We start from the raw sequence: 19,785 nt of genomic DNA, 5'->3' as shown, positions 1-19,785 counted from the left end.
TGGAATTATGCTGCCGCTGACTAACGAAGAACAACGAGTCGTGTTTTATGCCACCACCGATGAACCGACGATACCGAGCAGTGTGACACCGGATACGCCGTTGAGCGAGTTGAATCTGAATTGGCGGGAGCGTGATCTACCTGAAAAATTGCGTACCCGTCATGTTCATCGCCTGCATCCCTATCTTGGCAAATTTATCCCTCAACTGGTCGAAGTGTTTCTTAGGAAGTATTTTAGCCCAGGACAGACGGTGCTTGATCCATTTTCAGGCTCAGGCACCACGTTGGTACAAGCCAATGAGTTGGGTGTCAATGCCATCGGTTACGATGTTTCTGCCTTCAATGCGCTCCTAGCGACGGCAAAAACCAAACACTATGATCTAAAAACCGTACGCCAAGAAATTTTGGATATTCTGGATGCAGCACGCCATGCCACCCAAGCTGGTGGCCTTCAGCTTTCTTTATGGAGCACAAACGGGAACGGCAATGGCCACGGACCAGCGGCAAACAGCGACTATCTGCAACGGTGGTTTGCGCCGCAGGCGCTGCAAGAATTACTGGCGTATCGTGACCAGATTCAGAATTATCGGAATCAGGAGATTCTAAAAATCATCCTTTCACGATCGGCAAGGTCAGCGCGGTTGACTACTCACTTTGATCTGGATTTTCCGAAGGCGCCACAAACCGAACCGTACTGGTGCTACAAACACAGCCGCACCTGTATGCCCACAACTACAGCCTATCAATTTTTGAAGCATTACAGCCTGGACACCATGGCGCGATTAGAGGAATTCGCGGGCCAACGCACCAACGCAACGGTGATCATCAAGCATGAAGATAGCCGGTTGGCCGATATTCCTCCTATAGATGGTGTCATTACCAGCCCACCGTATGTCGGCTTGATTGATTATCACGAACAGCATCGCTACGCCTATGAACTGCTCCGTCTTCAGGATAAGAGTGAATCAGAAATTGGTGCGGCCAAGCGAGGCTCCAGTCAGAAGGCGCAACGCACCTACCAGGAGTCCATTGCGGAGGTTTTCCGCCGCGCCTGTGGAGCTATGCCGGCAGGCGGTATCTTGATCGTGGTGGCCGGCGACAAATTCGGGCTTTATGACGAAATCGCCAGGCTGTGTGAGGTTGAAGTCGAGGCCGTGCTCAAGCGCCATGTGAACCGCCGTACCGGGCGACGAGCGAGTGAATTCTACGAATCGGTGTTTGTGTGGCGCAAACCGTGAGTCTGTGGGGGCATCCATGAATCCGAACACGCACCAGGCGGTTTATGACCTGCTTAGGATTTTTGCACAGCAGTCATTCAAGCAGTATGACGTAAAAGAAATCGAAGAACTCAAACGGGCCTACCCATTTCATAAACTATTCCTGGACGATGCAGGCTTGATCGCAGCCAAGCGAGAGCGTTCCGCCGTGACGAAGATGGGAATGTTACTATTCCCTCGGCTGGCCAAATGCATTGCGAGCGAGCATTACCAGCAAGTGGCTGTGGAGCACGAGATTGAGGGCCTTCTCAGAAAGTCTGCGACGGACGCGATTTCGAGAATCGTGCGCGAACTGCGGTCAGGTCAGCGCCGCCCCAATCACGCGGCCGAACTGGCCGAAGTCCTGCGTGTCGATGATGATAGCGACCAGGAGATGGTACAAGTGCGAGTCATTGCGGATCTTTTCATCGGCGATTTCGGCACAGGCCCACTCTTCGTTGAGATCAAGACATCAAAGCCAAACCTGGATATCGGCGCCCAAACAAAACAGAAGATGCTAACATTCTTAGCATTGCGCTCTCAGGACAACCCACAGGCCTACCTCGCTTTCCCATACAACCCCTATTCGACGCGGGCAAACTACAAACACGGCATGACCAAGAAAATCATGGACATGCAGGATGAAATTCTGATGGGCGAGGAATTCTGGGATGCAATTGGTGGCGCAGGGACATTCGATCAGTTGCTTGCTGTCATCGAAGAAGTGGGCAGCGCTCTGCGACAGGAACGGGAAGCACGGGAATCCGGCAAGCCTGATAGCCAGGCGAACTAAGCAGAAGAAGCGGCGGCAGAGGAGCCCTTGTGAAACCACTAGACATCAACGACGTCCAAGCCTTCGTTGAACAACGCTTCGCCGGCTGGAACCAGCGCCGGATTGAGATGCTCAAGAGCCTGAATTTTGACACGTTGCTGGCACCAAACCCCTACTTTTTAGTGGCCGGACCGTCTAGTCAGGCGGGACACGTCATAACCGCAGGGCTTGACGCCGCACAAGCGGCACACGAACAGGAGATGTTCGCCGAATTGCTAGTAGATCTGGCCGTTTTTGTGGCCAGCAGAACGTGTGATGGACGGCGATCGGTCGTTCCGGATAGTGACCTGGAGTTTTCCGACAACGGCGTCTCATACGTGGTCAGTATCAGGACATGCTACACCGTGGGCAACGACTTGTGGCACCGCGTTCATGAACAAGCCTTGCGCCACGCGGCAACCAACCAGGCGATCCATTCCAAGGCCGCGATTCAATCTGTTCTCGGTATCTGCTATGGCAAAGCGGAGACCAGTGACCAGCGCGGCTATCTCAAGGTTGTTGGCTCAGATTTTTGGTATCTGATCAGTGGCAACGAGAACCTGTACGCCACCATCGTTTGGCCGATCGCGACTCGAGTCAAAACATTTCGAGGGGCTTTCGAGCAAGAACTGGCCCGAATCACCAATCGCTTCACCCACCAGTTCATCGAACGCTTCTGCAACGAAAGCGGCGCGATTGACTGGATCAAGTTGGTGGAATTCAACAGCGGCAATTATGATCAGTTCGAATCACCATGAGATGAAAACGAGCATGCGATTGAGCCACAGCAGGCTGACCCAATACGAAGATAGCGCATGACGTTCGCCCCTGAGGCTTATACCTGGCTGGCCCGCGCCGTGGACGCCATCCCTTCGGCACTTGACCTGGCGCGGCTGCCAGGCGCAACCTCCTCGTCTCTATTTTTGGTGCAGTGCAGGCGCGGCGACAAGGTTCAGCGGTTCGTCCTGCGTGTCCTCGATAACCCGGCATGGCTGGCCAACGAGCCTGACCTGGCCGCGCACGAGGCCGCGGCGCTGAACGAAGCGCAGAAGGCAGGCCTGGCCGCACCTCGGCTCGTGGCCTATGCCGCAGACGACGTGGGCTTCGGCGCGCCCGCGGTCTTGATGTCCTTCATCGAAGGCCGCATTGACTTGACCCCGGTGAATTTTCAGGCCTGGCTGGCCGGCCTGGCCCGCGCGCTGGCCTCGATTCACCAGCATCCCGGCCGCGGTTTTGCCTGGCGCTTCCGCAGTTGGGTCAACCGGCCGCTGCTGGCCCCGCCCCCGTGGACGACGATTCCCGGCGCCTGGGAACGAGCCATCGAACAGGTCTGCGGCCCTGAACCAGCGGCGCCCCCGGTCTTCATCCATCGCGACTATCACCCGACGAATGTGTTGTGGCAGGGCGGCGAGGTCAGCGGCGTGGTTGACTGGATCAACGCCTGTCAAGGCCCGGCGGGCGTGGATGTGGCGCACTGTCGAATTAACCTGGCCGCGATGTACGGCCCCGCGGCTGCGGACCAGTTTCTGGCGGCATACCGCACAGCAGACCCTGGTTTTGCCTACGATCCGTATTGGGATCTCGACTCCCTGCTGGATATGTGCCTGCCGGAGCCTCTTTTCTACCCACCCTGGCAGGATTTCGGGCTCGATCTTCTCAGCCCAGAGCTGCTGGCGTCGCGCGTCGACGCCTACCTTGAGTCTGTCATGCAGCATATCTAATCATCTGAAAGGCACGAAAACAAATGATAACCTACCTACCTGCTAGCACCCGCTATGACTCGATGACGTATCGCCGCTGCGGCCGCAGCGGTCTGCTGCTGCCCGCGATTTCGCTGGGCCTTTGGTACAATTTCGGCGGCGTTGACTCGCTGGAAAACGCGCGCGCGATGATCCACCGCGCCTTCGACCTGGGCATCACCCACTTCGATCTAGCCAACAACTACGGCCCGCCCCCCGGTTCGGCCGAGGAGACCTTTGGCCGCATTCTGGCGCAAGACCTGGCTGCCTATCGCGATGAGCTGGTCATCTCCAGCAAGGCCGGCTATCTCATGTGGCCGGGGCCTTACGGCGAGTGGGGTTCGCGCAAGTACCTGGTGGCCAGCCTGGACCAGAGCCTCAAGCGCATGGGTCTGGATTACGTGGACATCTTCTACAGCCACCGGCCGGATCCGAACACGCCCCTGGAGGAAACCCTGGGCGCGCTCGATTTCATCGTACGCAGCGGTCGCGCGCTCTATGCTGGCATCTCCACCTACAGCCCCGAGCAGACCCGCCAGGCAACCAGCATCCTGCGCAGCCTGGGCACGCCCTGCCTGATTCACCAGCCGCGCTACAACATGTTCGACCGCTGGATCGAGGAGGGGCTGCTGGACGTGTTGGCGGACGAAGGCGTCGGCTGCATCGCGTTCTCGCCGCTCGATCAAGGCATTCTGACGGATAAGTATCTGCGGGACATTCCCGAAGGTTCGCGTGCAGACAAACTCCGCGGCGAGTTCCATTGGGGCGACACCGTCAGCGAGGCGCGCGTGGCGACGGTGCGCCGGCTGAACGACCTGGCCCAGGCGCGTGGGCAAAGCATGGCCCAGATGGCGATCGCCTGGGTTTTGCGCCACCCGCAGATGACCTCCACCGTGATCGGCGCCAGCAAGGTTCGCCAGATCGAAGAGGCTGTGGCCGCGCTCGACAACCTCACGTTCAGCGCAGCGGAGCTGGCGCAGATCGAGTCACTGCTGTGACACCTGCTGCATGAAAGCGGCTGCGCGAAGCAGATCATTTTCCACTTTGATGCGCAAGATTCCGATAGCACGGGCGGCGCGAATCCGCTATACTGCGTCGCAGTGAGTCGTGTTGGAATCTGAGCAGGAGAATCAATGATGGATCAAGATCGCTATTGGCAGGCTGTGCTGGCGCGTGATGCGCAGTTCGACGGTCAATTCATTTACGCAGTACACTCGACCGGCGTTTATTGCCGGCCCTCGTGCCCATCGCGGCGGCCGCGGCGCGATGGCGTGATCTTCTTTGCCGCGCCGGCCGCGGCTGAGGCCGCCGGTTATCGCCCATGCCGGCGCTGCCAGCCGGATCGCCCGATCCCGGCTGAGCCAAACCTCTCCCTGATTCAGGACGTGTGCGCCTATCTGGCCGAGCCGCACGAACGTATGCCCAGCCTGCAGGAATTGGCTGATCGCTTCAGTCTAAGCCCTGCGCATCTGCAGCGCACCTTCAAGCGCATCGTGGGGGTTAGCCCGCGGCAGTACGCGGCCGAACAGCGCCTGGCGCGCTTCAAAGGGGAGTTGAAAGAAGGCTTGAGTGTGACCGAAGCCGTCTACAACGCCGGCTTCCAGTCCAGCAGTACGGCGTACACCGATGCGACCGATCAGCTCGGCATGACGCCGGGTCAGTACCGCCGCGGCGGCGACGCGGCTCGGGTTGGGTACACCGTGGCGCCGTGTGGATTAGGCCAGCTGCTGCTGGCAGCCACGGAGCGAGGCATCTGCGCGGTGCGGCTGGGCGATTCGGAGGAAGAACTGGCGCGGACGCTGGCCGCAGAGTTCCCTGCGGCCGATCTGCAGCGTGCAGGGACGGAGCTGAACGGCTGGCTTGCCGATTTACTCGCCTATGTGGACGGTCAGCAGGCGCACCTGGACCTGCCGCTGGATGTACGCGCGACGGCGTTCCAGCGCCGCGTCTGGGAAGCGCTGCGCGCGATTCCCTATGGCAGCACCCGTTCCTACAGCGACGTGGCCGCGGCGATTGGTCAGCCAACGGCTGTGCGCGCCGTCGCACGGGCCTGCGCTGCCAACCCGGCCGCGCTGGTCATCCCCTGCCACCGCGTCATCCGCTCCGACGGCGACCTGGGCGGGTATCGCTGGGGCCTGGCGCGCAAACGGGCGCTGCTGGCGCAGGAAGCGCAGCATGCAGCCAGCCAGGATGCCCGCGCGGCGCGCCTGGAGGAGTAGCCTGGCGCGTGATCCTGCGCTGTCGCGCTGCCATCACCAAACCCCAGGCAGCAGGCGGTAACGCACACGGCTCGCGTACTCGGCGTAGCCGGGCAGTTCGCGGTGCAGCGTGCGGTCTTCCAGGATTGTGCGCACCACCAGGATCCCCACCAGCGCCATGGTTGGGATGAGGGCCGGCCATGAACCGAGCAGAAACGGGGTGCCCAGGGTCAAGATGAGGCCGCCGGCGTAGCCCGGATGGCGCACAAAACGATACGGCCCGCCGGTGAAGACGGTGTGCCCCCGCTCGGTCTGGATGCGCACCACGGTGGAGAAGAATGGATTCGAGGCCATGGCCCAGGAAAAAATCCCGTAGCCCAGGGCCATCACGAGGCCTGCGATGACCGGTGTGGCCGGCGCAAACGGCGCGCTCCAGCCGAAGCGTTGATCGAGACCGCCGAGCACCAGGATCGCTGGGCCAATCACGGTGTACAGGGCGGCCAGCACCAGGTCCCAGCGCTGTGTGTTCGGCGCCACGCGGCCGCGCTCTGCGATCAACTCACGCCGGTTCGGTAGCAAGAGGATGCCGTTGAGCGCGATGAAGGCCAGGTAGAGCGCCATGTAGGCCCAGCCTGCGCCCCAATCCAGCCGGCCAGCCGCGCCGAACAGGAGCAGCGCGTAGACCACGATCCAGATGCCGATCTGCGCGAAGCGGCGTATGAGGGGTTGTGAGGACTTGCCGGCGTTGTCGCCCGGCGCTGGGGACGAGTTGCTGGTCATGCGGTGCCTCCTCAATCACAACGGTTATCAGAAGCATACCATTTCCATCGAATTCACGCAATGCGCCCCCACGCGCGGGTGCATTTCAAACTGGGGGCAGGTCCGGCGTCGAGCGATTGAGGCTTCGTCGTGAGCTCAGCCGAACGATCGCTGCAACCACTGCAAAGCCCAACCGAAGTGGGCTACGCAGCAGAACTGAAATGCGCCCGCCACGAAATACAAACCCCTCCCGCGTTGTCAGGCCCGATAGGGCCTTCCACCTTGTAGCCCGATCCGTTCACGGTCGGGCGGCGTTGGTTGCGCGCACCGCAGTCGGCCGACAACCCCGCCGGAGGCCAAAGGCCATCCGGCTACGAGGTGCAAGCCCCTCCGGGGCTGCGCCCCCAGCGGTGCATTGAATACATCCTATACATCAAAAATAGCTTTATGAGTGACTTATGATCTACTTTTGATGCGTATGATTTGCGTCATATACAGCAGGACTCACCTCCGTTATACTCGCTCTAGATTGTGAAATGTGGAGCAAGTGCATGTCCGATATGTTGACAACCAGGCAGGTGCAAGAGATGCTGCAGGTAGATCGCACAACGATCTACCGCTTCGTCGAAAGCGGGCAACTCCCCGCGGTGCGTGTCGGCAAGCAGTGGCGTTTTGCGCAGGCTGATATTGACAGACTCCTGCACAAGTCGCCCGTGGCCGAAGCATCAGGCCGAATGACCCCCATGGTCAGCCACGCGCCGCCGCCATCCATCTTAGGATCCGCGCGCGATCACCACCCTGCGGGCCTGGCCGAGCTGTTGCCCCTGGCCTGCGCGCAGATGATCCAAGACACTTTCGCCGAAGCCCTCAGTGTCATGATGGTGATTACGGATATGGCAGGCCAGCCCGTCACCCAGGTCAGCCACGCGTGCGGCCTCTATCGCGCGGTCATTCAAGACCCGGAAGGCGTGGCGCACTGTATTCGCACCTGGCAGCAGCTGGCTGGCGCGCCCACGCTGCAGCCCAAGTTCTCGGCCAGTGAACTGGGCCTCCTGTGCGCTCGCGGCCTGATTCGGGCTGGCAACGAACTGAAAGGGATGGTTTTTATCGGCGGCATCGCTCCCGCCGCCTGGCCGCCAACGTCCCAGGAAGTCAAGGCCCTCGCGGCCAGCCTGGATATTGAGCCGGGCTTCATCGAAGCCCATATGAACGAAGTCTATTATCTGGACCGCGCGGCCCAAGAGCGCGCGCTTGAGTTTGTGCAGCGGATTGCTGATGTGTATTCGCATATCTTGGAAGATCGCCAGGCCCTGACCGGCCGTTTGCAGGCCATCGCATCCCTGACCACCTTGTCGTGACTTGAGGAGATTTGTGGAACTATGAAGAAACTACTGATTCTCGGCGCCGGCACGGCCGGCACCATGGCCGCCAATAAGCTGAGCCGGGAGCTGGACCCTGATGAGTGGAAGATCACGATTGTAGATCAAAATGAAACCCACTACTATCAGCCGGGCTTTCTCTTCATCCCGTTTGGCATGTACAGCAAGAGCGATGTGATCAAACCCAAGCGAGACTTCATCCCGAGCCAGGTGGAGATGATCATCTCGCCCATCGAGCTGATCGAGCCTGAGCACAACCGGGTGCGCATCAGCAAGGACAATCGCTATCTGAACTACGACTTTCTGATCATTGCCACCGGCACCAACATTCACCCGGAGCAGACGCCAGGCCTGCACGAGGATGAATGGCACAAGTCTATCCACGACTTCTACACGGTGGATGGCGCCGTCGCCCTGGCGCGCTACCTGCGCAACTGGCCGGGCGGCCGCCTGGTCCTCAACATCGTGGACAACCCAATCAAGTGCCCGGTGGCGCCGCTGGAGTTCATCATGTTGGCTGATTGGTTCTTCCACGAGCATCATCTGCGTGACCGCGTGGAGTTGAGCCTGGTCACGCCGCTGCCGGGCGCGTTTACCAAGCCGGTGGCGTCCAAGTACCTGGGCGACATCCTGGAGCAGAAGGGCATCAAGGTGGTGCCTGATTTCTTGATCGAGCATGTGGATGCTGACGCCAAGAAGATCGTCTCCTACGACGAGCAAGAAGTGAGCTATGACCTGCTGGTCAGCGTTCCGCTCAACATGGGCAGCGATGTGATAGCTCGCTCTGGCCTGGGGGATGACCTGAACTACGTGCCGGTCAACAAGCACACGTTTCTCGCGGATGCTTACGCCAACATTTTCGCCCTGGGCGATGCCACGAATGCGCCGGCTTCCAAGGCCGGGTCCGTGGCGCACTTTGCTGTGGATGTGTTCACGGAAAACTTCGTGCGCTATGTGGACGGCCTGGAGCTGCTGCCAACGTTCGACGGCCATGCCAACTGCTTCATCGAGTCCGGCTTTGGCAAGGGGCTGCTGATTGACTTCAACTATGATGTCGAGCCGCTGCCTGGCAAGTATCCGCTGCCTGGCGTTGGACCATTTTCTCTCTTGCAGGAATCGGAGATGAATCACTGGGGCAAGGTCATGTTCCGCTGGATGTACTGGAACCTGCTGCTCAAGGGGCAGCCCTTGCCGCTGCCCGCGCGCATGAGCATGGCCGGCAAGTGGAATGGCAACGGTGCGGCCAAGTAAGGAGGCGCTATGGATCAGGCTTTGCTTGAACTGCACGAAAAGCTGGACCTGTTGACCACCCAGGTGGCTTATCTCACGGAACAGACCCAACGCGCAGAGCGTGAGCGCGATGCGCGAGCCGAGTTGATGCGCGATCTGACGCCGATTGTCAATGACGCCTACCGGCTAACCGTTGAGCAGTTGGAGGAAGTGGAGCAGTATGTCAGCCTGGACGATCTGCTGCGCCTGGTCAAGCGGCTGGCGCGCAACGGGCGCAACATCGAAAAGATGCTCGACCAGCTCGAAAGCGTCATGGATTTGGCCGAGACGGTGGCGCCTCTGAGCGATGCCGCGTTCAGCCGGGCGGTGAATGAATTGGCGACGATGGAGCGCAAGGGCTACTTCGCCTTTGCCAGGGGTGGCTGGCAGATTTTGGATAACATCGTGACGTCCTTTGGTGAAGACGATGTGCGCCAGCTCGGCAACAACGTCGTGCTCATCCTGCAGACGGTCAAAGAAATGACGCAACCCGAAGTGATGAACTTCGCCCGCAACATGGTGACAGCCATCGAGAGTGAGGGCGGGGCCGAGGTGAGCATTTCCTACCGATCGCTGTTGGGGCAGATGCGCGATCCGAATGTGCGCCGGGGACTGGCGCTGACGATGCGCGTGCTGCGCAATCTCGGCATGCAGACCTCCCCCGGCTCACAGCACGTGAACTAAAGACATAACTAAGTGCATCGAACAAGTTTAAGGAGAAGAGTGTATGGCGACGCGTACGATTGCTGGTAAGACCGTTCAGGTCAACGATGAAGGGTTCATGACCAACCCTGCCGAATGGAACAAGGAGATTGCGGTGGCGATTGCGGGCGAAGAAGGGCTGCCCGAACTGACTGCCGCCCATTGGAAGGTGATTGACTACTGCCGTGAAAGCTCAGCCAAGCTGGCGGGTAAGTCGCCCACGCTGCGCCAGATCACCACGGGCACAGGGGTCTCCACCAAGGATCTATTTGCCCTGTTTCCCAAAGGCCCGGCCAAGAAGGTCGCGCGCATTGCCGGGCTGGGCAAGCCCGAAGGCTGCGTTTAACCTTGAAATAAGCCGCGGATGAAGACGGATCGCCGCAGATGGCCTGTTTTTACCCACGCGTGTACCGCGGGGCATGGGTGACTGAATTGAAACCTGAAGATACCGAATTAAGGAGAATCTACAATGGCTGATGAAACGCGCAAAGTAGCGTTTATTTGTTCGAAGGGTGATTTGGACATGGCTTACCCGGCCCTCGTCATGGGCTGGGCCGCGCTGGGCAACGGCATTGATGTCACCATCTTCTTCACCTTCTGGGGAATGGACATGATCACCAAGAGCCGGCAGGATCATCTGGAACTGGCGCCAGTAGGCAAGACCAGCATGAAGATGAGCATGATGGGACTCAACACCGGCAACCTGGGCATCCCCAACTTCCTGGGCGCGCTGCCTGGCATGACCGCGTTTGCCACCAGCCTGATGAAGAAGAAGATCGCTGCGGTTGGCGCGCCGCCGGTGGGCGAATATCTCCAGATGCTTGTGGATGGCGGCGCCAAGCTTTACGCCTGCAAGATGTCGGTGGACATGATGGGGCTGAAGAAGGAAGACTTCGTAGATGGCGTCATTGACATCGTCACCGCCAGCGATTTCATGGATATGACCGAAGGCGCGCAGATCATCTTTATCTGATCGTAGGCCGGGCAGCCCGTTTTCTGACCGAAGACCGGCTCCTCGTGCAAAAGCATAATTAGTGCTGAGGATTACCGCCAAGACGCCAAGAGCAAGCAAGCGCCTTGGCGGTACGATTTTTTGAGGCCCTGACGCCCTAACCGGAATGAAGAACAGACTCCACTCTCTTTATTTGACACAGAACCGCTTTCACGTGTAGACTTGCCCACAAGCACCAAAATAGAGGAGTGTAATTATCATGGCAGATCCGCGTGTCGAAAAACTAGCTGAGATCCTGGTGGATTACTCGATTGCTGTCCAGCCTGGCGATTGGGTGGTTGTCCGCAGCCATGTGTTGGCGTTGCCGCTGTTGCACGAGGTGACGCGGCGCATCTTGCGCGCCGGGGGCAACCCAACGGTTGTCCTGAGCGACAGCCAATTGGGCGAGATCATGCTGCGCGAGGCCAACGATGCGCAGCTGCAATGGATTTCGCCGCTGGAACGGATGTCCCTGGAAGAGGCCGACGCCCTCATTGTCCTCAACGCCACCGACAACACACGCGCCTTGAGCGGGGTTGACCCGCAGCGCCAGCAGCTGCATCAGCAGGCGCGGCGTGATCTGATGGGGACCTACATGCAGCGTTCGGCTGAAGGCGCGCTGCGCTGGGTTGGCACCCAATACCCCTGCCCGGCCTTGGCCCAAGAGGCTGATATGAGCCTGGGCGACTATGAGGATTTTGTCTACAGCACCACCTTTGCTGATCAGCCCGACCCGGTGCAGGCCTGGCGTGAGGTGCACGATCGCCAGCAGCGGTGGGTTGAATGGATGCAGGGCCGCCAGCAGATGGTCATCAAAGGCGCTAACGCGGAGATGACTCTTTCGATTGCGGGCCGCAACTTCATCAACGACTATGGCCGGCATAACATGCCAGCCGGCGAGATCTTCACCAGCCCGGTCGAGGATTCGGTCAACGGTTGGGTGCGCTTCACCTATCCGGCCATCCGTGAGGGACGTGAGGTCGAAGGGGTGGAGTTCTACTTTGAGCAAGGCAAGATCGTCAAGGCCACCGCGCGCAAGAACGAAGCCTACCTGCTCAGCCAGCTCGACGCCGATGCCGGGGCGCGCTTCTTGGGCGAATGGGCCATCGGCACCAACTACCGCATCCAACGCTTCACCAAGAGCATCCTCTACGATGAAAAAATCGGCGGCACCATGCACATGGCCGTTGGTCGCGGCTTCCCAGAGGTCGGCAGTCGCAATGTCTCGGCCATTCATTGGGATTTCATCTGTGACATGCGCCAGGAGAGCGAGATTTGGGTAGACGGCGACCTTTTCTACAAGAACGGTGAGTTCCAGGTATAGGGCATGCACCCGTAACGCCATAATGAGTTGCTCAAATAACGCTCGCATGTTAAAATGACGGTAGTCGTTTGCTGACTCAACACGGCAGATAGGCTTGGCTATCGTCATGTAGTTCCCCCTTCATAAGACCACTGATTGGGGTCATGCTTTGGTACGCTTCTGACCAGTTTTCTTGATCTTGGCCGGACTCGGCTCCCTTTCATCCGCGCAGCCGAGGACTGGGGTGACACATCAACATGAGTATCGAAGAGCGCTCACTAGACCGCACCCGACGTATCCTCGTGGTTGACGATGATCCAGCCATTGTGCGCCTGGTCAAGGATCGTTTGGAGTATGTTGGCTATGACGTGGTGACGGCGCCGTCCGGGCAAGCCGCGCTCAATGTCATCGCCCAGATTGGCTTGCCTCACCTGGCGATCGTGGACATTAACATGCCGGGCATGAATGGGTTTGAATTCTGCAAAACAGTGCAGCAGTTCAGCGATCTGCCCGTCATTCTGTTGACGGCGGTTGATGAAGAAGAAACCGTTATCCGCGGAATTCAGCATTTCGCTGAAGACTATGTCACCAAGCCATTTAGCCCGCGCGAACTGGTCGCCCGCGTTGAACGGGTGTTACGCCGTATCGGCGATTTTGCCTACGCGCTCGACCCGGTCATTCAAATTGATGAGCGCCTGGCGGTTGATTTTGCGCACCAACAGGCGATCGTACAGGGCCAGGTCGTGGCCCTGACTCCCACAGAGGCCAAGATACTCTTCATTTTGATGCGCAACGCCGGCCATACGGTCTCGACTGATTTCATGTTGCGCCGCCTGTGGCCGCTTGATGAGGTTTTTGAAGATACCTTGCGGGTGCATGTTTATCGTCTCCGCCAGAAGATTGAAGCGCTCCCTACGAAACCGGTTTACATCGTGACTGAACGCGGGCAAGGCTACAGCTTTCCACAGCAACCAACCTGTGCATTCGCGTCATCGTAGCGGTCATCTTGATGGCCCATCATCATTTTTGTCTGAGGAGAATCTCATGACCCAGAAGCCAGTCCAGCCATCCGCCGCCAGCACTCCCCAAGAAGTGGATCGCATTCGCGACATCATCTTTGGTCCCCAGATTCGTGACTACGAGCAGCGTTTTCAGGCCTTGCAGCGTGATGCCGAGCGATTGCAGCAGGAAATTGACCGCCTGACCGAGCAGTTGGCCGACCAGGATGGTGAGCAAAACAAGCGCATCCAGGCCGTCCGCCGCGATCTGCGCCAGGGCGATGAGGACGTGCGCACCGAGCTGCGCCAAACCGCTCAGGCCCTGTCGTTCGAGAAGGCGGATCGCGCCGCATTGGGCGAGTTGTTTGTCAACCTCGGCACGCACCTGAAGACTGGCGGGTCTCTGGCCGAACTTCTGCACGGCCTGGTTCCCAGTGAGTAATGGCAACCTTGTGAGTCTTGCCGGCGATGGCCTTCTCGTCTGAGCAGGGTCACACGGGCCTCTCGGGCGGGCTGCCGCTTGACCAGCCGGCGTCGCCAGACACCTCGGCCGATGATCTGCGCGAGATTTTGCTGCGCGCCGAACGTGAGCGAAGCGATGATCTAGCCAAACAGGTCGCCGATCTGGAGCGGCAAGTCACCGACAAGGAGGCGCTCATTGCGCTTCTGATGCCGGTATTGGGTGATGTTCTGCGACAGAAGATTCGCGACGCACGCGCCGAAATGATCGAGGCCCTCTATCCGATCATGGGCCAGGTCGTGGTGCGCGCGGTCAGTGAAGCGATCCGCGACCTGGCGCGCAGTGTGGACGCCCAGATGCGCACGTCGCTGACCCCCAGCGCGGTGTTGGGGCGCGTACGCGCCCGCCTGGGCGGCGTGTCCGACGGTGAAATGGTGCTGCGCCAGGCATTGCCATTTACTGTCGCCGAGATTTTCTTGATCCAGCGACCGACGGGCCTGCTGCTCTGGTATGCATCGCCTCAACCCGCTGAGCTGCGCGATTCTGACGTCATCAGCGGTATGCTGACCGCCATCCGCGATTTTGCGCAGGACGCTTTTGGCGCGGTCAACGATAGAGAACTGGACGAGATTCAGTACGGCGATCGTCGGATTGTGATCGAAGCCGTGCAGCATGTTTATCTGGCGGTCGTCGTAGATGGCATTGAGCCGCCAGGCTTTCGCGCCCAGATGCGCAGCCTGCTGATTGACATTCAGAATCAGTACGAAGAAGTGTTGCGCGATTACGATGGCGATGCCTCGCCGCTGGCCCCGGTGGAGACTCCCCTGCGGTCGCTCTTCACCCCGGACGCGCCAACGCCAACCCCGTCACGGGGTTTGACGAGCGGCCAGAAGCGTATCCTAATCGGCGCCCTTGTCGCGGTGGGCCTGTGCCTGGTCTTGACCTGTGCGGCGGCGCGAGCCGTAGCCCAGTGGGCAAACAATCTATCGAAACCGACGGTGATCTACATCGAGGTGACGCCTCCCTTGCCCCCGACAGCCACCCCGTCGCTAACCCCGACCGCTGTTCCCACAGCCACCGTGACCCCCACGACGACTGCCACGCCCACAACAACGCCGACGCCGCAGGTGTTTGCGCGATCAACGGTGGCGCTGCAGAACGTGCGTCGAGGTCCAGGTCCGAACTATGCAGTCATCGGCAGTATTAGTCGTGGTCAGCGTGTCGAGATCCTGAAACGCAACGAAACAAATACCTGGTACTATATCTGTTGTTCGAGCAGCGGCCTCCCTGGCTGGGTGTTTGCTGGTTTTCTGGCGCTCGACGAGCCGAGCGGTGTGCAGCCACCCATGTCTCGCCAGGCGCCGGCAGAATCCCCTGGATTGACGTTGCCCCCTCTGAATTGGCTTGAGCGCCAAGGATTGCCATCATGAACGTCGTGAGCAAGAAAGTCTGCCTTCTGGGTGATTTTGGCGTGGGCAAAACGAGCCTGGTGCGCCGTTTTGTGTATGATCTGTTCGATGATCGCTATTTGAGCACTGTCGGCGTCAAAGTAAGCCGTAAGACGGTCGTGATTCCGCGCCAGGAGGAGATGATCGAAATGACCATGATGCTCTGGGATCTGGCGGGCAGTGAGGAATTCGACCGCGTGCGGGCCAGCTATCTGCGCGGCACAGCCGGAGCCATTTTTGTTTGCGATTTGACCCGGCCGTCCACGCTTGACAGCCTCCATGTCTATCTGCGAGACCTTGCCTCCGTCAGCCCATCTACGCCCATTGTGATTGCTGGAAACAAGTGCGACTTGCTCGACCAACGCCTGTTGCAGCCATCGCAGATCGAAGCCCTGGCAAACGAAAACCATTTTCCGTGGTATCTGACCAGCGCCCGCAGCGGCGTAGAGGTTGAATCCGTTTTTCGCCACCTGGGTCGCGCCATGCTCGCGTAGGCGCCAGCAACATGATCAACAACGAACTCGATATTAGCATCGCACATTTGTTGTTTCAAGAGCGCCGCCTGGCCTATGCCATGAGCGATGCGGCTCTGCGCGTCGTGCGGTTGGGCGGTGAGTTGTCTCTGTTTGGATGTGCAGACAAGGACTGTGTCGGATTGTCCGTGTACGACCTGGTGCCGGAGTTGATCGGCAGCGAGCAAGAGATGGACAATATCCTGGCCGGGCGCCAACCGCGCTTCGAACTGTCGTGGCTAAACCGTGACGGTGAGGAAAGGACCCTTTATCTCAACTTGATCAATCTGCCGCACCGTGACGCCGCCGGCCAAATCAACGGCCTGGTGCACCTCTTGGAAGACAATACGTCTGTGGGCGAAACGGGTCAGCACCTGGTTCAACAACGAAATGAGCTGCGCCTGCTGCGCGATCAGCTGCTGCGCCAAAACCAGCACCTGGCCAGCTTCAACGCGGAGTTGAAACGCATGGATGAGATGAAATCCATGTTCGTTTCGATTGCGGCGCACGAACTGCGCTCGCCGCTCACGTCAATCAACGGTTATCTGGAGATGCTCCTGGAGGGCATGTTCGGCGCTCTATCTCAGGCTCAGGAAGAAGCCCTTCATATTATTGAAAGCAGCGTGAAACACCTCATTTCGATCACCAGCAACTTGCTCGATGCGACGCGCCTGGAGGCCGGCCGGGTGGAGTTGATCCTGGTTCCCTCTGCGCTGCCGCTGCTGGTTCAGAAAGTCGTCACCGAAATGATGCCCCAGCTCGAGGCCAAAGAGCAGGTCATCGAGATGACCATCGCGCCTGATCTACCGCCGGTTTTGTGCGACCGCATGCGGACCCTTCAGATCATCGGCAATCTGCTTGACAATGCCTGCAAGTACACGGCACGCGGAGGTCATATCAGCATTAACCTGGCGTTGGCGGCCGAGCCTGGGTTTGCGCTGTTAGCCGTTAGCGACACTGGGGTGGGAATTTCGGCCAACGATCAACTGAGACTGTTCAATCGCTTTTTCCGCGCCGAAAGCGCGTATCTGACGAGCGAAGCCGGCACCGGCCTGGGATTACACATTGCGCGCGGTTTGATCGAACTGCATGGCGGTCGTATCTGGCTTGAAAGCGCGGTCGGACGCGGCACCACCTTCTTTGTCACCTTTCTCATTGCAGACGAAGACTCAGGCTGAAGCCAGATCGAAAACGACCTTGATCGCCTGGTGCGCGCCTTTGCGATGCGCGGTGACAAAAGCCTCTTGATACTGCGGCAAGCGGAAGCGCTGCGTAATCATGGGAGCCAGATCGAATCGGCCCTCAGCCGTCCACTGCAAATAGAACGCCATCGCGTGTTGGTGCACGCCGTTCCATTCTTCCACGCCAAATGCGTTCGATCCGATCAGCTGCAGCTCTTTGAAGTAGAGCGGCGTCCACTCGAAACGCGCCGGCCGATCCACGCCGCTGATGACGATGCGGCCGCGTGGGTTGGTCACACGCACGCCCACGGCCAACGATTCGGGCGAACCGACCATATCATAGATGACGTCCACACCCTGGCGCAGCCACGGTTGACCTTGCCGCGTACGCAAGATGGGCGCACCCGTCCACTCGGCCATCGTTTCGATGATCTGCGCGGACTCGCGTGTGCGCATGATCTGCTGTGCGCCCAGCGTTCGCGCCATCTGCTCCTGGTGCGCATAGCGGGCGATGGCCATGATGTGCGTTTTTGGAAAGAGAACGTGCAGGATAGCAATGGCTAACAATCCCAACGTGCCGCAGCCATAAACCAGCACCGCGGCGCCGGGCGCGGGCGGGGCCTTGAGCACCGCGTGCAGGCTAACGGCAAAAGGGTCCGCGAGGACTGCCTGTTCGAAGCTGACCGCGTCGGGAATGGGGATCAACTGCGATTCGTGCGCGGCCAGCCGCGGCGCATAACCGCCGCCGGCCGTCCGGCAGTTGCCCAGGTGAATCCCCGGCGCCAAATGACCTTCGGTGAAATGCGCGCACAGCGTCACCTGGCCCTGCTGGCACGCGGCGCACGGTGGTTGAATGCCGCGTGGACCGCAGGAGAGCCACGGATTGATCGCCACCCGCTCGCCCACCCGACGAGTTGTGACGCCTGGCCCGACCGCTTCGATGACGCCTACAATCTCATGCCCCAGGATGTGGGGAAACGAGATGAGCGAGGTCAGCGGGTTGTCGAATGCGCCGTCAAGATAAATCTGCTTGGTGTCGCTGCCGCAGATGCCGCACAACGCCGTGCGCACAATGGCCCAATCGGCCGCGAGCAGCGTCGGTTCGGGCGTATCCACGAGGGATGTGGGCGCGATCGGGCCGGCGTAGGCGCGCGGCGTCAGCGCGCCGAGTGCGGTCGCCAGGGCAAAGCGCGGCAGGCTGTAACGAAAGACAATGGCTTGCATGGAGATCTCCTATGAATCCAAACCGCCGTTGAGGCGCGGGCATTACCGCCGGCCGGCCACGAGCGCAATGCCCGCGGCGATGAGGAACGCGCCCACGATCTGGGTTGGCGTGGCTGCTTCGCCAAAATAGAGGCGCGCAAAGATCAACTGCACGAGCAGAACCGCCAACCCCACCGTGACCGGGTAAGCCACATTCAGGGCCAGGTGCCGGGTCAGAAACGTGAACGCGATCACGCTGACGAAGCCCCAAAAATTGCCCAAGACCTGCTGCCAGAGGAAACCGCGCGGCTGTGAGGCCATACCGGCATGTTTGAACGCAACGACCGAAAGGCCCGTGCTCACGACGTTGACAAACACCAGGAAAGCCATCAACCACGGCTTGGACATGGCTCCCCTCAGGCTCCTGCGCGCCGGGCGAAGGTCGGCAGATAAGGCGCTTGCGCCGCCAGCAGCTCCGTGAGCAGTGCATCGGCGGCGGTATAGCTGTTGACCACGGGATCGAGCAGCAGCGCCTGCAGGGCCGCCTGGCGGTCGCCGTGCACGGCAGCTTCCACGGTCAGGCTGGCGATGGCGCTGCGCTGCTGCAGCAGGGCCGCGCAGCCGGCCGGTAGATCGCCTACGGCCAACGGCTGCACCCCGGCACGACTGACCACGGCCGGCGCTTCGACCACCATCCACTCGGGCAGGTTGCGCACCGCGCCGCGGTTGACCACGTTGACGGCGATTTCGACCTGGCGACGGTTGTGCAGCACCCCGCAGATGACGGGGACGATCCGTTCGTCCGAACGATGCTCGAGCAGCGCGGTGAGGGCATCATCATCGTGTAACGCTTCGTCCAGGGCGGCAGCGGTTACTTCCTTGAGACCCTGCTGGCTGCGGAAGAGGGCTGGTTCGGCGGCCGCGGTCGTGTCTGCGGCCAGGGGGTCAGTCTCCCACGCCCAGCCGATCTCCTCGCCAAGGTGGTCATCGCCGTTCGCAGGGAAGAGGCCAAAGGCATCATACAGGCGTCGGGACAGCGGCTCGAACGCCGCGGGGCGCTGCGCCAGCCGCGTGCGGAAAGCGGGGTAGAGATCCAGGCCGCTCTGGCGATGGTGCAGCGCGGTGATCCAGGTGAAATGATTGATGCCGGCGGCCTGCAGGTCAATCTCGGCTTCATCCATTTCCAGCGTCTGTGCGACGTTCGCCAGGCCCGCGCCGATCTGATGGCACAGTCCGACCACGCGCAGCGAGGTGTAGCGGCTGAGAGCCAGGCAGACGCGTGAGAGCGGGTTGGTAAAATTGATCACCAGCGCGTGCGGGCAGAGCGCCTCGATGTCGCGCGCAATCTCCAGCACGAGCGGAACGGTGCGCAGGGCATGCAGCAGACCGCCCGGCCCGCCGTTTTCGCCCAGGATGTGGCGCACGCCGTGGCGGCGGGGAATTTCCCAGTCCAGGCGCCAGAGCGGCAGGCGGTTGACCTCGACCGCGATCACCACGAAGTCCGCGCCCGGCAGCCGCGCGCGCCGGTCCGTGCTGGCCTGGATCGTGAAGGGCGCGCCGCTGGCCGCGTTCAGGCG

At 60.1% G+C, this 19,785-nt stretch carries 21 protein-coding genes; 17 read left to right on the top strand and 4 right to left on the bottom strand.

Going from position 1 to position 19,785, the window contains the following annotated elements; genetic code table 11:
* The 6 genes from ACPQ6D_RS22470 to ada all read left to right on the top strand — a co-directional run.
* Nucleotides 1-1,237, top strand: a 1,237-nt coding sequence (locus ACPQ6D_RS22470) for a DNA methyltransferase (protein ID WP_423226592.1), incomplete at its 5' end; no start/stop codon positions are given.
* A gap of 16 nt (nt 1,238-1,253) precedes the next feature.
* Nucleotides 1,254-2,048: a TdeIII family type II restriction endonuclease gene (locus tag ACPQ6D_RS22465; protein WP_423226591.1), complete on the top strand. Its 795-nt coding sequence runs from the start codon at nt 1,254-1,256 to the stop codon at nt 2,046-2,048.
* Between the two features lie 29 nt (nt 2,049-2,077).
* Entirely contained in the window at nt 2,078-2,824 is a 747-nt protein-coding gene (locus ACPQ6D_RS22460) for a PmeII family type II restriction endonuclease (RefSeq protein ID WP_423226590.1), read from the top strand.
* Between the two features lie 57 nt (nt 2,825-2,881).
* Complete coding sequence (locus ACPQ6D_RS22455) at nt 2,882-3,787, top strand: phosphotransferase family protein (protein WP_423226589.1); 906 nt, start codon at nt 2,882-2,884, stop codon at nt 3,785-3,787.
* 26 nt (nt 3,788-3,813) lie between these two features.
* Nucleotides 3,814-4,803: an L-glyceraldehyde 3-phosphate reductase gene (gene mgrA, locus ACPQ6D_RS22450; RefSeq protein ID WP_423226593.1), complete on the top strand. Its 990-nt coding sequence runs from the start codon at nt 3,814-3,816 to the stop codon at nt 4,801-4,803.
* 135 nt (nt 4,804-4,938) lie between these two features.
* Nucleotides 4,939-6,024, top strand: a complete 1,086-nt coding sequence (ada, locus tag ACPQ6D_RS22445) for a bifunctional DNA-binding transcriptional regulator/O6-methylguanine-DNA methyltransferase Ada (protein WP_423226588.1) — start codon at nt 4,939-4,941, stop codon at nt 6,022-6,024.
* Between the two features lie 33 nt (nt 6,025-6,057).
* Here ada and ACPQ6D_RS22440 read toward each other — a convergent pair whose 3' ends face one another.
* Nucleotides 6,058-6,783, bottom strand: coding sequence for a methyltransferase family protein (locus tag ACPQ6D_RS22440; protein ID WP_423226587.1), 726 nt, complete (start codon nt 6,781-6,783; stop codon nt 6,058-6,060).
* Between the two features lie 530 nt (nt 6,784-7,313).
* Here ACPQ6D_RS22440 and ACPQ6D_RS22435 point away from each other — a divergent pair.
* The 11 genes from ACPQ6D_RS22435 to ACPQ6D_RS22385 all read left to right on the top strand — a co-directional run bounded on the left by ACPQ6D_RS22435 (nt 7,314) and on the right by ACPQ6D_RS22385 (nt 17,002).
* Nucleotides 7,314-8,120, top strand: a complete 807-nt coding sequence (locus ACPQ6D_RS22435) for a PocR ligand-binding domain-containing protein (RefSeq protein WP_423226586.1) — start codon at nt 7,314-7,316, stop codon at nt 8,118-8,120.
* A 21-nt stretch (nt 8,121-8,141) separates the two neighbouring features.
* Nucleotides 8,142-9,392: a type III sulfide quinone reductase, selenoprotein subtype gene (gene sqr, locus ACPQ6D_RS22430; protein WP_423226585.1), complete on the top strand. Its 1,251-nt coding sequence runs from the start codon at nt 8,142-8,144 to the stop codon at nt 9,390-9,392.
* Nucleotides 9,393-9,401: 9 nt separating this feature from the next.
* The gene (locus ACPQ6D_RS22425; RefSeq protein ID WP_423226584.1) at nt 9,402-10,094 is read left to right on the top strand and encodes a helical membrane plugin domain-containing protein; all 693 of its coding nucleotides are present in this window, start codon (nt 9,402-9,404) and stop codon (nt 10,092-10,094) included.
* Between the two features lie 43 nt (nt 10,095-10,137).
* Nucleotides 10,138-10,458 carry a TusE/DsrC/DsvC family sulfur relay protein gene (locus ACPQ6D_RS22420; RefSeq protein WP_423226583.1) on the top strand — a complete coding sequence of 107 codons (321 nt, stop codon included), beginning with the start codon at nt 10,138-10,140 and terminating at the stop codon, nt 10,456-10,458.
* 123 nt (nt 10,459-10,581) lie between these two features.
* A complete protein-coding gene (locus ACPQ6D_RS22415) occupies nt 10,582-11,085 on the top strand; it encodes a DsrE/DsrF/DrsH-like family protein (RefSeq protein WP_423226582.1) in 504 nt (167 codons plus the stop codon).
* 238 nt (nt 11,086-11,323) lie between these two features.
* Entirely contained in the window at nt 11,324-12,427 is a 1,104-nt protein-coding gene (locus ACPQ6D_RS22410; protein ID WP_423226581.1) for an aminopeptidase, read from the top strand.
* Nucleotides 12,428-12,663: 236 nt separating this feature from the next.
* On the top strand, nt 12,664-13,404 hold the full coding sequence (locus tag ACPQ6D_RS22405) for a response regulator transcription factor (protein ID WP_423226580.1): 741 nt from the start codon (nt 12,664-12,666) through the stop codon (nt 13,402-13,404).
* A 46-nt stretch (nt 13,405-13,450) separates the two neighbouring features.
* A complete protein-coding gene (locus ACPQ6D_RS22400) occupies nt 13,451-13,846 on the top strand; it encodes a hypothetical protein (protein WP_423226579.1) in 396 nt (131 codons plus the stop codon).
* Between the two features lie 26 nt (nt 13,847-13,872).
* Entirely contained in the window at nt 13,873-15,294 is a 1,422-nt protein-coding gene (locus ACPQ6D_RS22395; RefSeq protein WP_423226578.1) for an SH3 domain-containing protein, read from the top strand.
* Nucleotides 15,291-15,806, top strand: a complete 516-nt coding sequence (locus ACPQ6D_RS22390) for a Rab family GTPase (protein WP_423226577.1) — start codon at nt 15,291-15,293, stop codon at nt 15,804-15,806. The genes ACPQ6D_RS22395 and ACPQ6D_RS22390 overlap by 4 nt, the downstream gene beginning before the upstream one ends.
* An 11-nt stretch (nt 15,807-15,817) precedes the next feature.
* Nucleotides 15,818-17,002: a sensor histidine kinase gene (locus tag ACPQ6D_RS22385; protein ID WP_423226576.1), complete on the top strand. Its 1,185-nt coding sequence runs from the start codon at nt 15,818-15,820 to the stop codon at nt 17,000-17,002.
* Here the strand turns inward: ACPQ6D_RS22385 and ACPQ6D_RS22380 are convergent.
* The 3 genes from ACPQ6D_RS22380 to ACPQ6D_RS22370 form a co-directional block, all read right to left on the bottom strand.
* Entirely contained in the window at nt 16,994-18,229 is a 1,236-nt protein-coding gene (locus ACPQ6D_RS22380; RefSeq protein WP_423226575.1) for a zinc-dependent alcohol dehydrogenase, read from the bottom strand. The two genes, ACPQ6D_RS22385 and ACPQ6D_RS22380, sit on opposite strands and share 9 nt — an antisense overlap.
* Nucleotides 18,230-18,271: 42 nt before the next feature.
* Nucleotides 18,272-18,616, bottom strand: coding sequence for a DMT family transporter (locus ACPQ6D_RS22375; RefSeq protein WP_423226574.1), 345 nt, complete (start codon nt 18,614-18,616; stop codon nt 18,272-18,274).
* Nucleotides 18,617-18,624: 8 nt separating this feature from the next.
* On the bottom strand, nt 18,625-19,785 hold a 1,161-nt coding region (locus ACPQ6D_RS22370; protein ID WP_423226573.1), incomplete at its 5' end, for a family 4 glycosyl hydrolase.

Origin of the sequence: Candidatus Amarolinea aalborgensis (assembly GCF_900491745.1) — a bacterium.
Lineage (GTDB): Bacteria > Chloroflexota > Anaerolineae > SSC4 > Amarolineaceae > Amarolinea > Amarolinea aalborgensis.
Note: the sequence above shows the minus strand (reverse complement) of the source record. Positions and strands in the feature narration are given on the sequence as shown.